The sequence below is a fragment of the Bradyrhizobium hipponense genome, assembly GCF_008123965.1.
Lineage (GTDB): Bacteria > Pseudomonadota > Alphaproteobacteria > Rhizobiales > Xanthobacteraceae > Bradyrhizobium > Bradyrhizobium hipponense.
Genome location: NZ_VSTH01000137.1, coordinates 11,536 through 25,202 on the forward strand (window position 1 = coordinate 11,536; position 13,667 = coordinate 25,202).

Consider the following 13,667-nt stretch of genomic DNA (forward strand, 5'->3'; position numbering starts at 1 on the left):
CGATCTTTTCTTGGCTAGCCCTTGGGGAATTCAAGGCCCATTTCGCGATAGCGATCGGGATCGTCGCCCCAGTTCTCGCGCACCTTGACGAACAGGAACAGATGCACCGGCACGCCGAGGATCTCGGCGATCTCCTTGCGCGAGTCCGCGCCGATCGACTTGATGGTGGCGCCGCCCTTGCCAAGCACGATCTTGCGCTGGCTTTCGCGCTCCACGAAGATCGTCTGTTCGATACGCACAGATTTGTCCTTGCGCTCCTCCCACTTGTCGGTCTCGACCGTGGACTGGTAGGGCAATTCCTGGTGCAGCTTGCGATAGATCTTTTCCCGGGTGATCTCGGCCGCAAGATGCCGCATTGGCGCATCCGACATCTGGTCTTCGGGATAGAGGAACGGGCCCGGCGGCACCATTTCGGCGAGCGTGGTGCGGATGTCGTCGACACCATCGCCCGAGATCGCCGAGACCATGAAGGTCTTCACAAACGGCATGCGCTCGTTGGCGGCCTGTGCCAGCGCGAGCAGCTTCTCGCGTTGAACCAGGTCGACCTTGTTCAGCACCAAGATCTTCTCGTGATTGACGCTCGCGGCCTTGGCGAAGATCGCCTCGGCCTCCTCGTCGATTCCGGTCTTGGCGTCGAGCAGCACGCAGACGAGGTCGGCATCATGCGCGCCGCTCCAGGCGGTCGAGACCATGGCGCGGTCGAGACGGCGCTTGGGCAGGAAGATACCCGGCGTGTCGACCAGGATGATCTGCGCGTTGTTCTCGATGACGATGCCGCGGATCAGCGCGCGCGTGGTCTGCACCTTGCGCGAGACGATCGTCACCTTCGCCCCGACCAGCGCATTGACCAGCGTGGACTTGCCGACATTGGGCGCGCCGATCAGCGCCACGAAGCCGCAGCGCGTTGCGGCAGGCGTCTCGCTGCTTGCTTCAATCGTCATTGCTGCCGCCAACACCTTCGCGTTCGATCATGACGGAGGCCGCCACCTTTTCCGCCGCCCGCTTGCTGCCGCCGATGCCTTCGGCCGGCGCAAGCCCCGGCAAGTCGACTGCGACGCGAAACTGCGGATCGTGATGCGGACCTGTGCGCTCGACCTCGCGGTAGACTGGCGTCGGCAATCCTTTCCCCTGCGCCCATTCCTGCAGCACGGTCTTGGGATCGCGCAGCGGCCGCCGCGGCTTGTGCATGCGCTCGGTCCAGTTGCGCTTGACGAACTCGGACGCCGCCGCGTAGCCGCCGTCGAGGAAGACGGCGCCGATCACGGCCTCGCAGACGTCGCCGAGTATGGACTTGCGCAGACGGCCGTCGGCGCTGGGGCCGACCGAGCCCAGCTTGATGTCGTCGAGCAGACCGAGCGACTTGGCAACGTCGGCGCAGCTCTCCTTGCGCACGAGTTCGGCAAGGCGCTTGGACAGCTCGCCCTCATCGGCGTTCGGAAAGGCGTGATAGAGCATGTCGGAGACGACCAGCCCGAGCACGTGGTCGCCGAGAAATTCCAGCCGCTGATAGCTGTCGCCGCGTTTGCGCCCGGACTTCAGCGCCGAGACGTGCGTGATGGCCTGCATCAGCAGGTTCGGATCGGCAAAACCGTGCCCGATACGCGCCTCGAGCGCCGCATTCGCGTCCGCCACCTTGGCCTTGCCGCCCCGCGCCCGCTTCTTCTTCGCAGGCGTCTTGGTCGTAAGCGTCTTGGTCGCAGCTTCGCCGTCAGGGCCCGCTTGCGCCTCGATCGGTTGGATCGTGATGTCCTTGGCTTCGTCTTTCATCGGACGATATTGAAGAAGCGGTTCCAGCGCACCGCCCACGGCCAGCGCCAGAACATCCAGGCATGCTCGCCTTCGGCGATCGAGAAGAAGATCATCTGGGCGCGGCCGATCAAATTCTCCTGCGGCACATAACCGACCTGGCCGAGGAAACGGCTGTCCGTCGAATTATCGCGGTTGTCGCCCATCATGAAGAAGTGGCCGGGCGGCACGTTATAGACGTTGGTGTTGTCCATGTAGCCGTTGTCGGCGCAGTCCAGCGTTTCATAGGACACGCCGTTGGGCAGTGTTTCCTTCCAGCGCTTCACCCGAGAGACGCCGCCGCCTTCGGAGCCGCAAGGATCTTCGCCGACATATTCGCTCATGCGCTGCCGCTCGACCGGGGTGTCGTTGATGTAGAGCAGCCCGTCCCTCATCTGGACGCGGTCGCCGGGAAGGCCGATCACGCGCTTGATGTAATCGGTCGAATCGTCCTTCGGCAGGCGAAACACGACAATGTCGCCGCGATTCGGATCCGAGCCCCAGATCCGCCCCGAGAACAGCGGCGGCGAGAACGGGATCGAGTAGTGGCTATAGCCGTAGGAATATTTCGAGACGAAGAGGTAGTCGCCGACCAATAGGGTCGCCTTCATCGAACCAGACGGGATGTTGAACGGCTGGAACAGGAAGGTGCGGATCACCAGCGCGATCAGGAGAGCATGGATCACGACGCGGATCGTTTCGCCGACGCCGCTCTCAGTTTTCGTTCCCGAAGTCACGCTCATTGCTCTCTCAATTTCCGGCCGGCGATCACAGAGCACCCTCCTGCCGCGAACGGGCCCATCGCTGCGCGGCGCAAGGAGATTGTCCTGATTCTGATAATGAGGGCCAATTCCGGCGTAAAGCCGAATTCGCCCAGGCTGATTTGCGTTCGCGGACTTTTAAACGGTTGTCGGAGGCCACGCAATCAAGGATCGCATCAAAAACAAATAAGGCGTTGATTTTTAATGAGAATTATAAATTATCGCCAATCCGTCAGGGCTTGGCCAAGGGGAGGGCGGAAATGATGACAAAGGCCTGCGCCAACGGCCAGTCATCGGTGATCGAAAGGTCGATCTGCGCCTCGCACCCCTCCGGCGTCAGGGCCTGGAGCCGGGCCAAAGCGCCCCCGGTCAGCCGCATGGTTGGTCTCCCACCCGGCAGGTTGACCACCCCCATGTCGCGCCACCAGACGCCGCGCCGGATACCGGTGCCGAGCGCCTTGGAGCAGGCCTCCTTGGCGGCGAAGCGCTTGGCATAGGTTGCGACCACCATCTTCTCGTTCTTGGAGCGGCGCTCCGCCTTGGCCCGCTCGGCTTCCGTGAAGATGCGGTCGAGAAAACGCTCGCCGTGACGCTCGATCACCTTGGCGACGCGGGTGATGTCGATCAGGTCGGAGCCGATGCCGATGATCATACCCGGCTCCGGCCCCGGTCCATCGCCGCGCGCATGCTGCGAACCGTCTCGGCAAGCCCGACGAACAGGGCTTCGCCGATCATATAGTAACCGATGTTAAGCTCCATGATCTCCGGCAGGCCTGCGATTTTCTCCGCCGTCACGTAGTCCAGCCCGTGCCCGGCGTGCACCTCCAGCCCCGCTGCCTTCGCGAGCTTGACCCCCGCCACGATCCGCTGCCATTCGGTTTCGGCCTTATCCCTGTGGCCGTCGACTACGGCGTCGCACCAGGCGCCGGTGTGGATCTCGATCACGGGGGCGCGCAGCCGCGCCGCCATCTCGATCTGCGCGGGATCGGCTGCGATGAACAGCGACACCCGAATGCCGGCATCGTTCAGCCGCGCAATATAGGGCGCCAGCGCGTTGTGCTGGCCGACCACGTCGAGGCCGCCTTCGGTCGTCACCTCCTGGCGGCGCTCAGGCACCAGGCACACCGCATGCGGCCTGGTGGCGAGCGAAATGCGCATCATGTCGTCGGTCGCCGCCATCTCGAAATTGAGCGGCTTGGAGATCTCGGCTTTCAACCGCGCCATGTCCTCGTCGCGGATGTGCCGGCGATCCTCGCGCAGATGCGCCGTGATGCCGTCGGCGCCGGCTTCGATCGCAAGCAGCGCGGCGCGCACCGGATCTGGATTGCGGCCGCCGCGGGCGTTGCGCAGGGTCGCGACATGATCGACATTGACGCCGAGGCGAAGCGGAAGTGCAGGCATTCTGGGCCTCACGAAATCATAGGGACAGACGAATACGAAACACGTCTATCCGTTAACACGTTCGACGCGGGCGACGACCGCCTTGGCACGCAGCTGAGCCAGGATCGCGCTCAGATGCTTCAGATCGTAGACTTCGAGATCGATCGTCGTCTCGGTGAAGTCGGGCGAACGGCGCTGCATGCTGATATTGTCGATGTTGCCGTCGTGCTCGGCGATCACGGTCGCGATCTGCGCCAGCGCGCCGGGCTCGTTGACGTTCTCGACCTTGATGCGGGCCGGGAAGCGCTGCGGCATCGAGTCCTCGATGTCCCAGCGCACGTCGAGCCAGCGCTCCGGCTCCTCCTCGAAATCCTTCAGCGCCGGCGACTGGATCGGATAGATGGTGATCCCCTCGCCCGGCGTGACGATGCCGACGATACGGTCGCCGGGCACCGCGCCGCCATTCGGCGCGAACTTGACCGGCAGGTCCGAATTGATGCCGCGGATCGGAATGGCGACCCGGCTGCGCGGCGCCGGCGCCACCCTCTCCTTGAGCTTGGCAGCGAGGCCCTTCTTGATGCCGTAGCGCGCGACGCGCTCCTCCTTGTAGTCGGGATACATTGCGCGCGCGACATCGGAGGCCTTGATCTCGCCGCGCCCGACCGCCGCCATGACATCCTCGATCGAGGCCCGCGCGAGCCGCGGCAGCGCGCCCTTGAGCTTGTCGTCGGCGTATTCCATCTTGGCGCGCTCGAACAGGCGCTCGACGATGCGCCGGCCGAGACCGGCATATTGATCGCGCACGGCGGTGCGCGTGGCGCGACGGATCGCGGCGCGCGCCTTGCCGGTGACCGCGAGCGATTCCCAGGCCGACGGCGGCGCCGATTGCGCTTCCGAGGTCAGGACCTCGACCTCGTCGCCGTTCTGCAGCTCCGAAGACAGCGGAGCGAACTTGCCGTTGATCTTGCAGCCTACCGCGCTGTTGCCGACATCGGTATGCACGGCATAGGCGAAATCGATCACGTTGGCATGGCGCGGCAGCGCGATCAGCTTGCCCTTTGGAGTGAAACAGAACACTTGGTCGTGGAACAGCTCGAGCTTGGTGTGCTCGAGGAATTCTTCGGGGTTGGCGCTCTCCGAGAGGATGCCGATGGTGTGGCGCAGCCAGGCGAAAGCATTCGACTCGCGCTTGAGGAACTCGGTCGGCGAGCCCGCCCCTTCCTTGTAGAAGACGTGCGCGGCGATGCCGCGCTCGGCGATCTGGTCCATCGCCTCGGTGCGGATCTGAAGCTCGACGCGCTGGTTGCCCGGGCCGATCACGGTGGTGTGGATCGAGCGGTAGTCGTTCTGCTTGGGCGTCGAGATGTAGTCCTTGAAGCGCCCGGGCACGACCGGCCAAGTGGTGTGGACGATGCCAAGCGCGCGATAGCAGGCTTCGATGTCGTTCACGACAACGCGGAACCCGAAGATGTCGGACAGTTGCTCGAAGCCGATCGACTTGCGCTCCATCTTGGTCCAGATCGAGAACGGCTTCTTGCGGCGGCCGTAGACACGCGCGCCGAGGCCGCGGTGGCGCAAATTGTTGGAGAGCTGAGACTCGATCTCGCCGATCAGGTTGCGGTTACGCTCGGCAAGCGCGTCGAGCCGCTGCATCACCACCGAATAGGCCTCGGGATCGAGGGTGCGGAAGGACAAGTCCTCCAGCTCCTCGCGCATTTCCTGCATGCCCATGCGGCCCGCGAGCGGCGCATAGATGTCGAGCGTCTCCTCGGCGATTCGCCGGCGCGATTCCGGCGGCACGAAATCCAGCGTCCGCATGTTGTGCAGGCGGTCGGCGAGCTTCACCAGGAGAACGCGGACGTCGTCGGCAATGGCCAGCAACAGTTTGCGCAAATTCTCGGCCTGCTTGGCCTCGCGCGACACCAGTTCCAGCCGCTTCAGCTTGGTCAGGCCCTCGACCAGGGCGCCGATTTCGGGCCCGAAGATCTGGTCGATCTCGGCCCGCGTCGCCTCGGTGTCCTCGATCGTGTCGTGAAGCAGCGCGGCCACGATGGTCGCATCATCCAGCTTCAGGTCGGTGAGAATCGCCGCCACCTCGAGGGGGTGCGAGAAATACGGGTCGCCCGAGGCGCGGGTCTGCGAACCGTGCGCCTTCATGGCGTAGACATAGGCGCGGTTCAGAAGATCTTCGTCGGTGTTGGGATTGTAGGACCTGACACGCTCGACGAGGTCATATTGACGCATCATGCGCGCGCGCGGCTTCGCCGGGCGCGTCACCGGCGCAGTCGGGGCCACGGCAACCGTTTCGGTTGCGCCCTGCATCTGCATTGGTCTGCGGCGCCGATACACCATTCCGTCCTGCCTTCAAACGGGCCACGAGACAGCCCGTTGTATACATCTTAGCCCCGATCGCGCGCGCGTCCGATCAATTCGGTGACAGGGCGCGGGGCCATCCGACGACGCTATGGTAACCACGAAAACGCCAACAAAAGCAAAGGCCCGAACGCGGGTTCGGGCCTTCGATAAGATCACAAGAAGTCGACGACTGCGACGGGACGATTTACTCGTCCTCCTCGGGCTGCTCTTCGGGCGGCGCGAGGCCTTCGAGGCCCTTCAGGAGCTCTTCTTCGGTCATACGTTCGACGGCAACTTCGGTATCGTCCGCATCGACGCTCGCGCCGGCGGAACCGATCAGCGGCACCGTATCGGGCTCGGGCTCGTCGACCTCGACGAACTTCTGGAGCGAGTGCACCAGCTCCTCGCGGAGGTCCTCCGGCGAAATGGTCGTCTCGGCAATTTCACGCAAAGACACAACAGGGTTCTTGTCGTTATCGCGGTCAACCGTTAGTTGTGAACCTGACGAAATCATGCGGGCCCGGTGGGCGGCCAGCAGGACCAGGTCAAACCGGTTGTCGACCTTGTCGATACAATCTTCTACGGTGACGCGAGCCATGGACTGTCGCTCCGTTGTGGGTGGGACGAATTATGTGGATGATCTGGGCTAGTTATAGGGGCCAGGGCGGTTTCGCAAGACCATTTTGTGATTTGGCCTCGCCAAACGGCTCTGATAACCCCACATTGGGGCTGGGATGGCCGGTATCCCGGGCTGCCATTGAGGGCGGCGCCGGGTGTCTGCAGGGTTGCCATAACTATACCTTGATTGCCCCGACTTCTCCGGATTTGCGGTTTCGACGGGTTTCGGCAGCACTCTGAAGGGCGCGCTTGCTGCCGCGGCGCCAACAATAAACGATCAATCACGAACACTACGCGAGCAAACTGAATGTCACCTTCCTCTACCGACAAGATCGCGCTCTTCATCGATGGAGCCAATCTCTATGCGACGGCCAAAACTCTCGGCTTCGACATCGATTACAAGCGCCTGCTGAAGGAATTTCAGAGCCGCGGAACGTTGTTGCGGGCGTTCTACTACACCGCGATCATCGAGGATCAGGAATACTCCTCGATCCGCCCGCTGATCGACTGGCTCGATTACAACGGCTACACCGTCGTCACCAAGGCGACCAAGGAATTCATCGACGCCTCCGGCCGCCGCAAGGTCAAGGGCAACATGGACATCGAGCTTGCCGTCGACGCCATGGAGCTCGCCGAGCACATCGACCAGATGGTGCTGTTCTCGGGTGACGGCGACTTCCGTTCCCTGGTCGAGGCCGTGCAGCGCCGCGGCGTGCGGGTCACCGTGATTTCCACGATCGCCAGCCAGCCGCCGATGATCGCCGACGAGCTGCGCCGCCAGGCCGACGTCTTCACCGATCTCGTCGAGCTGCAATCCAAGCTCGGCCGCGATCCATCCGAACGCCCGGCCCCGCGCGATCGCGGCGAGCGCGAGGCGCGCCACCACGCCCCGCAATTCCTCCAGCGCGCAACCACGATGGCGCCGAGGGGCGATGACGACTTCGAGGAGTGAGGCAGCCCGGTCAATCCGCCGGGCCCCCGTCCTCGTACCTGACTGTGACTGTCCGCTCTGTCCGCGCCTGGTCGCCTTTCGCGAGGCGAACCGCGCGCGCGAGCCGCTCTGGCACAATGCTCCGGTGGCCCCTTTTGGCGACATCGAGGCGCGCCTTTTGATCGTCGGCCTTGCGCCAGGGATGCAAGGCGCCAACCGTACCGGCCGTCCCTTCACCGGCGACTATGCCGGCGACTTACTCTACGCCACGCTGCTCGAATACGGCTTCGCCATGGGGACCTATCAGGCGCGGCCCGATGACGGCATGAAGCTGGTCGACTGCAGGATCGCCAATGCGGTGCACTGCGTGCCACCGCAGAACAAGCCGTTGCCGATAGAGATCAACACGTGCCGCCAGTTTCTCGAGGCGAATCTCGAGACCATGCCGAATCTGCGCGCCATCGTCGCGCTGGGGCGGATTGCGCACGATAGCGTGCTCAAGCCGCTGAAACTGAAGGCGTCGCAAGCCCCTTTCGGCCACGGCGCGGTGCATCAGGCCGGCGCCTTCAGGCTGTACGACAGCTATCACTGCTCGCGCTACAACACGAACACCGGGGTCCTGACGCCGGACATGTTCCGCAGCGTGTTTGCCAAGGTGAAGGCCGGCCTCGACTAGTCTTTGGCGGGATTGGCCTTCAGCCAGTCCAGCACGTCGCCGGCATTCCGGTCGGGCGGGAAGACCGGATAGAACACGTGCGTGATGCGTGCGTCGTCGACGATCAGCGCAAGGCGTTTGATCAGCGTGAGCCCGGCAACCTCCATGGTCGGCAGGTTGAGGGCGCGGGTGAGCGCCAGGTTCTCGTCTGAGAGCACCGGGAACGGCAGATGCAACCGCGACGCCATCTCGGTCTGGTATTCGTTGCTCTGGGTCGAGAGGCCGAACACGTGTGAGGCGCCGGCCGCCTTGAGCTCGGCGAAGAGATCGCGGAAGGCGCAGGTCTGCGGCGTGCAGCCTCGCGCGCCCGGTATCATGTCCCAATCATCCACCAGCGAAATCTTGCCAGGCTCGCCGGTGCGCGGATAGGCGAACACCACGGTGCGCCCCCGCAGCGCCGACAGCATCACTGACGTATCGTCGGTCGCGAGCAGGCTGATCGAAGGCAGCGCCATGCTCTTTAGATGCGCGGCGCCGCCGTCATCAACGGGTGCAGGAATCTGGCTCCAATCGACCTCGAGCAAGTTCCGTTGATTCATATGGCTATCCCCTCGCCCGCAGCAGGCGGCCCTTCTCCCGGCTCCAGTCGCGCTTCTTCTCGGTCTCGCGCTTATCGTGCAGCTTCTTGCCCTTTGCTACCGCGAGCTGCAGTTTGGCGCGGCCGCGCTCGTTGAAATAGAGCTTGAGCGGGATCAGCGTCATGCCCTCACGGTCGACCGCCCCCATCAGCTTGTTGATCTGCTTGCGGTGCAGAAGCAGCTTTCGCGGCCGCTTGGGCTCGTGATTGAAGCGATTGCCCTGGAGATATTCGGGAATCGTGGCGTTGATCAGCCAGATCTCGCCGTCCTTCGAATCGGCATAGGATTCGGCGATCGTGCTCTTGCCGTTGCGGATCGACTTGACCTCGGTGCCCGTCAGCGCAATGCCAGCCTCGACCGTGTCCTCGATCGCATAGTTGAAGCGGGCCTTGCGATTTTCCGCCATGACCTTGATCGGGCGTTCGTTCTTGTCGGCCATCGTGGAAAACCCTGATCATGATGCGCTTAGACGCTAACAGTTTGGATGAAGCGCGCGCGTCAAGACTTCTTGAGGAGATCGCGGATCTCGGTCAGCACCTCAACCTCGGCCGACGGCTTCGGCGGTGCGGCGGGGGCCGCCTCTTCCTTGCGCTTCAGCGTGTTGATGGCGCGGATCACCAGGAACAGCACGAACGCAATGATGATGAAGTTGAGCGTCAGCGTGAGGAAGTTGCCCCAAGCAAGTACGGCGCCTTGCTTTTTCGCATCCGCTAAGTTGGTGGCGGTGACCGCCTTCGACAAGGGGGTGAAGTAGTTCGAGAAGTCGAGTCCGCCGGTGACGGCGCCGATCATCGGCATGATCACGTCACCGACCAGCGAATTGACGATGGCGCCGAAAGCCGCGCCGATGATCACGCCGACCGCGAGATCGACGACGTTGCCCTTCATGGCGAACTCGCGGAACTCCTTGAGCATCCGCCTGCCCTTTTCGTCGACCGCGTTCATGACAAGTCTCCGGAGACGCTAACGCATCAGTTGATCAGGCCCGCGTGGACCATGGCGCTGCGCACGGCAACGCGCGTCGGTTCCGAGACCGGCACCATCGGCAGCCGCAGCGTCTCGTCCATTTTTCCGAGCAGCGACAGCGCGTACTTGATCGGCGCCGGATTGCTCTCGATGAAGAGATTGTTGTGCAGCGGCATCAGCTTGTCGTGCAGCTTCAACGCCGTGGCGTGGTCGCCCTTCTGCCAGGCGGCGTGGAACTCAGAGCACAGGCGCGGCGCGACGTTCGACGTCACCGAGATGCAGCCATGGCCGCCATGCGCCATGTAGCCGAGGATGGTCGCATCTTCGCCGGAGAGCTGGTTGAAATCCTCGCCCATCGCCGCACGCTGCTGCGACACGCGGACCATGCTGGCGGTGGCGTCCTTGACGCCGGCGATGTTCTTCAGCTCCCATAGCCGCGTCATGGTGTCGACCGACATGTCGATCACCGAGCGCGGCGGGATGTTGTAGATGATGATCGGAATTCCGATCGCATCGTTGATCGCCTTGAAGTGCTGGTACAGCCCTTCCTGGGTCGGCTTGTTGTAATAGGGCGTCACCACCAGTACGGCGTTCGCGCCGGCCTTTTCGGCGTGCTGGGCCAACTCGACCGCTTCCTTGGTCGAATTGGAGCCCGCTCCGGCGATCACCGGCACCCGCCCCTTGGCTTCACCGATGCACCACTCGACCACCTTCTTGTGCTCGTCGTGGCTGAGCGTCGGGCTCTCGCCGGTGGTGCCGACCGGCACCAGGCCGTTCGTGCCCTCGGAAATCTGCCAGTTGACCAGCGAGCGGAACGCGGCCTCGTCGAGCGAGCCGTTCTTGAAGGGCGTGACCAAGGCGGTGAACGATCCCCGGAATTTCGTCTTGGCTGCCATGGACTTCCTCCGTACGCGGCGAGCTTGAGAGCAAGGCCCCTTCTTATCGGGTCTATACCGCCCATAAAAGGGCCGCTACCGAGCGACGCACCGTTTAGGCCGCGATTTTGCCGCGGTGGTGGTGCAAAGCCGGCCGCGGTAAGCGGCTGTTGGTATTTTATCCGCATATTCAATCAAATACAGCCAAGTCTTGTACAACCAGGTCTTGGGCCACTTGACTGATTCGGGGCGACGTAACGCCGTGACCTCCTTTCCTCGTGCCGCATGGCGATCCACCGGTCTGGCCGTGTGCCTGATGGCAGGGCTGTCGGTCGGCTGCGCCGCCTTGGCCAAATCCAATGAGACGACCGCGGAAGCGGCCAAGGACGCCCCGAAGCCGACCTCCGCCAAGGACAGCGCAAAGAACAGCGCAAAGGACAACGCCAAGGGGGCGGCGAAGGGAACGAGCAAGGGAGCGACCACCGCCCCGGCCAAGAATGCGGCCAAGAACGCGGCCAAGGATGCGGTGAAGAAACTGGTCAAGGACGTCGCAAAGGAACCCGCGAAAAACAAGGACAAGCCCAAGCCTGCGGCAGCCGGCCCCGCCCCGAAGTCACAGCCTGCCGCCAACGGTTCGCCGCCCAAAGCCGCCCCGGCCGCTGCCAGACCGGTCGCCGCTCCCGTGCTTGCTCCGGCAACCCGCCAACATGCAGCGCCGCGCAAGCCGGTCACTCCCGCCGCGGTTGCCGCAACCTCGTCAACCTCGCAGGCCGACAAGGACACGCTGGAGAGCGTCATCGAGCTCGTGCGCAAGCGCAAAGCTGGCGACGCCACAAACGCCGCAGCCACGATCTCGGATCCCGTCGCGCGAAAACTTGCGGAATGGATCATCCTGCGCAGCGAGGACAATGGCGCAACTGTTGAGCGCTACCGCGCCTTCCTCTCCGCCAATCCGAGCTGGCCGTCGCAGACCTTCCTGCGCCGGCGGCTCGAGGCCGCGATGTGGGACGATCGGCGCGACGACCAGGTCGCGTGGTCGTGGTTCGAGAACGAATCCCCGGTCTCGGCCAAGGGCCGCTTCACGCTCGCCAAGGCGATGCTGGCGCGCGGCGACCGCGCCAATGCCGAGCGGCTGGTACGCGAGGCCTGGCGCAGCGATCCGATGTCGGAGGATACCGAGAACAACGCGCTCGATCAGTTCGGTGCGCTGCTGACGCCGGGCGACCAGAAGGCGCGGATGGACACGCTGCTCTATGGCAGCGAAAACGAGGCGGCGCTGCGCGCGGCCAAGCGCCTCGGCGCCGGCTATGTCGCGCTCGCCAAGGCTCGCATCGCCTCCCTCAAGAAAGCGCCGAACGCGCGTGCGCTGCTGGAGGCCGTGCCGCGCGAGCTGCACAATGATCCCGGCTTTATCTTCAGCAAGATCCAGCTGCTGCGCCGCGAGGAGAAGTTTGCCGAGGCAGCCCAGCTCATGCTGTCGGCGCCGAAGGATCCGAACCGGCTCTACAATCTGGACGAATGGTGGATCGAGCGGCGTCTCTTGGCACGCAAGATGATCGACACCGAGGAATTCCGCAGCGCCTATCTGATCGCGCGCGATGCGGCGCTCCCCTCGCGCGATATCTACAAGACCGAGCAGGAATTCACGGCGGGCTGGATCGCGCTGCGCTTTCTCAACGATCCCGCGCTGGCTACGCAGCATTTCGCCCGCATCGGGGTCGGCAGCGTCAATCCGACCACGCTGGCGCGCGCCGGCTATTGGCAGGGCCGCGCCGCGGAAGCGGCGGGCCGCCAGCAGGAGGCGCGCAACGCCTATGCGCGGGCCGCGGAGCAATCCACGAGCTATTACGGACAGCTCGCACGCGCAAAACTCGGCCTGCCGCAGATCGAGCTCAACAGCCAGCCCAGGGGCCGTGGCGCCGAACGTCTCGAGATCGTGCGCGCCGTGCATCTGCTCTACGAACTCGACGAACGCGAGATGGCCGTGCCTGTTCTCGCCGACATGGGCGAGAACGGCGATCCCGAAGCGCTTGCCGGCCTCGGCGAGCTCACCCAGCGCTACAACGACGCGCGCGGGATGCTGCTGCTCGGCAAGGCTGCGCTCAATCGCGGTCTGCCGTTCGACTTCTACGCCTATCCCGTCAACGGCATTCCGCAGTTCACGCCGATCGGCCCGCAGGTCGAGCGCAGCATCATCTATGCCATCGCGCGGCAGGAAAGCGCCTTCAACCCCTCGGTAGTTTCGCCGGCGCAGGCCTATGGCCTGATGCAGGTGACGCCCGACGCGGCGCGCTATGTCTGCAAGCGGCACGGTGGCACCTACGATCTGTCGCGGCTGAAGAACGATTCGGCTTATAACGCCACGCTCGGCTCGGCCGAGCTCGGCGGTCTGCTCGAAGACTATCGCGGCTCCTACATCATGACGTTTGCCGCCTACAATGCCGGACGCGGCAGCGTGAAGAAGTGGGTCGACCGCTACGGCGACCCGCGCGACCCGAAGGTCGATGCGGTCGACTGGGTCGAGCTGATTCCATTCTCCGAGACACGCAACTACGTCCAGCGGATCATGGAGAACCTGCAGGTGTACCGCGCCCGCTTCGGCGGCGGCACGCGATTGCAGATCGAGGCCGACCTGCGCCGCGGTACCGCCAGCGTGGAGTAGAGACCCCTTTCCCCGATCGCTCCCGGCAGCATCGGCGGCAA

General features: G+C 64.0%; 14 protein-coding genes. 3 read left to right on the plus strand and 11 right to left on the minus strand.

The window, feature by feature from the left end:
- Positions 1-14 precede the first annotated feature (14 nt).
- The 7 genes from era to rpoZ all read right to left on the minus strand — a co-directional run bounded on the left by era (position 15) and on the right by rpoZ (position 6,879).
- Positions 15-941, minus strand: coding sequence for a GTPase Era (gene era / locus FXV83_RS32930; protein WP_148743728.1), 927 nt, complete (start codon positions 939-941; stop codon positions 15-17).
- Entirely contained in the window at positions 931-1,767 is an 837-nt protein-coding gene (gene rnc / locus FXV83_RS32935) for a ribonuclease III (RefSeq protein ID WP_148743729.1), read from the minus strand. The genes era and rnc overlap by 11 nt, the downstream gene beginning before the upstream one ends.
- Complete coding sequence (lepB, locus tag FXV83_RS32940) at positions 1,764-2,528, minus strand: signal peptidase I (protein ID WP_148743730.1); 765 nt, start codon at positions 2,526-2,528, stop codon at positions 1,764-1,766. Before lepB ends, rnc begins: the two co-directional genes overlap by 4 nt.
- 250 nt (positions 2,529-2,778) lie before the next feature.
- The gene (gene acpS, locus FXV83_RS32945) at positions 2,779-3,198 is read right to left on the minus strand and encodes a holo-ACP synthase (protein ID WP_148743731.1); all 420 of its coding nucleotides are present in this window, start codon (positions 3,196-3,198) and stop codon (positions 2,779-2,781) included.
- Positions 3,195-3,947: a pyridoxine 5'-phosphate synthase gene (locus tag FXV83_RS32950; RefSeq protein WP_148743732.1), complete on the minus strand. Its 753-nt coding sequence runs from the start codon at positions 3,945-3,947 to the stop codon at positions 3,195-3,197. The genes acpS and FXV83_RS32950 overlap by 4 nt, the downstream gene beginning before the upstream one ends.
- Before the next feature lie 45 nt (positions 3,948-3,992).
- Positions 3,993-6,278, minus strand: coding sequence for a RelA/SpoT family protein (locus FXV83_RS32955; RefSeq protein ID WP_148743733.1), 2,286 nt, complete (start codon positions 6,276-6,278; stop codon positions 3,993-3,995).
- Between the two features lie 208 nt (positions 6,279-6,486).
- Complete coding sequence (gene rpoZ, locus FXV83_RS32960; protein ID WP_007603391.1) at positions 6,487-6,879, minus strand: DNA-directed RNA polymerase subunit omega; 393 nt, start codon at positions 6,877-6,879, stop codon at positions 6,487-6,489.
- A gap of 327 nt (positions 6,880-7,206) precedes the next feature.
- On the opposite strand from rpoZ, the gene FXV83_RS32965 reads away from it, so the two are divergent.
- Both FXV83_RS32965 and FXV83_RS32970 read left to right on the plus strand, forming a co-directional pair.
- Positions 7,207-7,851, plus strand: coding sequence for a LabA-like NYN domain-containing protein (locus FXV83_RS32965; protein ID WP_045008001.1), 645 nt, complete (start codon positions 7,207-7,209; stop codon positions 7,849-7,851).
- Positions 7,832-8,506: a uracil-DNA glycosylase gene (locus FXV83_RS32970; RefSeq protein ID WP_148743734.1), complete on the plus strand. Its 675-nt coding sequence runs from the start codon at positions 7,832-7,834 to the stop codon at positions 8,504-8,506. Before FXV83_RS32965 ends, FXV83_RS32970 begins: the two co-directional genes overlap by 20 nt.
- On the opposite strand, the gene FXV83_RS32975 is transcribed toward FXV83_RS32970, so the two are convergent.
- From FXV83_RS32975 to dapA, 4 genes are read right to left on the minus strand one after another with little or no spacing between them, the layout of a single operon-like run.
- Positions 8,503-9,084 carry a peroxiredoxin gene (locus FXV83_RS32975; RefSeq protein ID WP_148743735.1) on the minus strand — a complete coding sequence of 194 codons (582 nt, stop codon included), beginning with the start codon at positions 9,082-9,084 and terminating at the stop codon, positions 8,503-8,505. The genes FXV83_RS32970 and FXV83_RS32975 overlap by 4 nt on opposite strands.
- 4 nt (positions 9,085-9,088) lie before the next feature.
- Entirely contained in the window at positions 9,089-9,562 is a 474-nt protein-coding gene (smpB, locus tag FXV83_RS32980; RefSeq protein ID WP_148743736.1) for an SsrA-binding protein SmpB, read from the minus strand.
- 59 nt (positions 9,563-9,621) lie between these two features.
- Entirely contained in the window at positions 9,622-10,038 is a 417-nt protein-coding gene (mscL, locus tag FXV83_RS32985) for a large conductance mechanosensitive channel protein MscL (protein WP_187436327.1), read from the minus strand.
- 56 nt (positions 10,039-10,094) lie between these two features.
- Positions 10,095-10,985: a 4-hydroxy-tetrahydrodipicolinate synthase gene (gene dapA, locus FXV83_RS32990; protein WP_148743738.1), complete on the minus strand. Its 891-nt coding sequence runs from the start codon at positions 10,983-10,985 to the stop codon at positions 10,095-10,097.
- A gap of 295 nt (positions 10,986-11,280) precedes the next feature.
- Between dapA and FXV83_RS32995 the strand changes: the two genes are divergently transcribed.
- Complete coding sequence (locus FXV83_RS32995; RefSeq protein WP_187436328.1) at positions 11,281-13,626, plus strand: lytic transglycosylase domain-containing protein; 2,346 nt, start codon at positions 11,281-11,283, stop codon at positions 13,624-13,626.
- Positions 13,627-13,667: the final 41 nt, after the last annotated feature.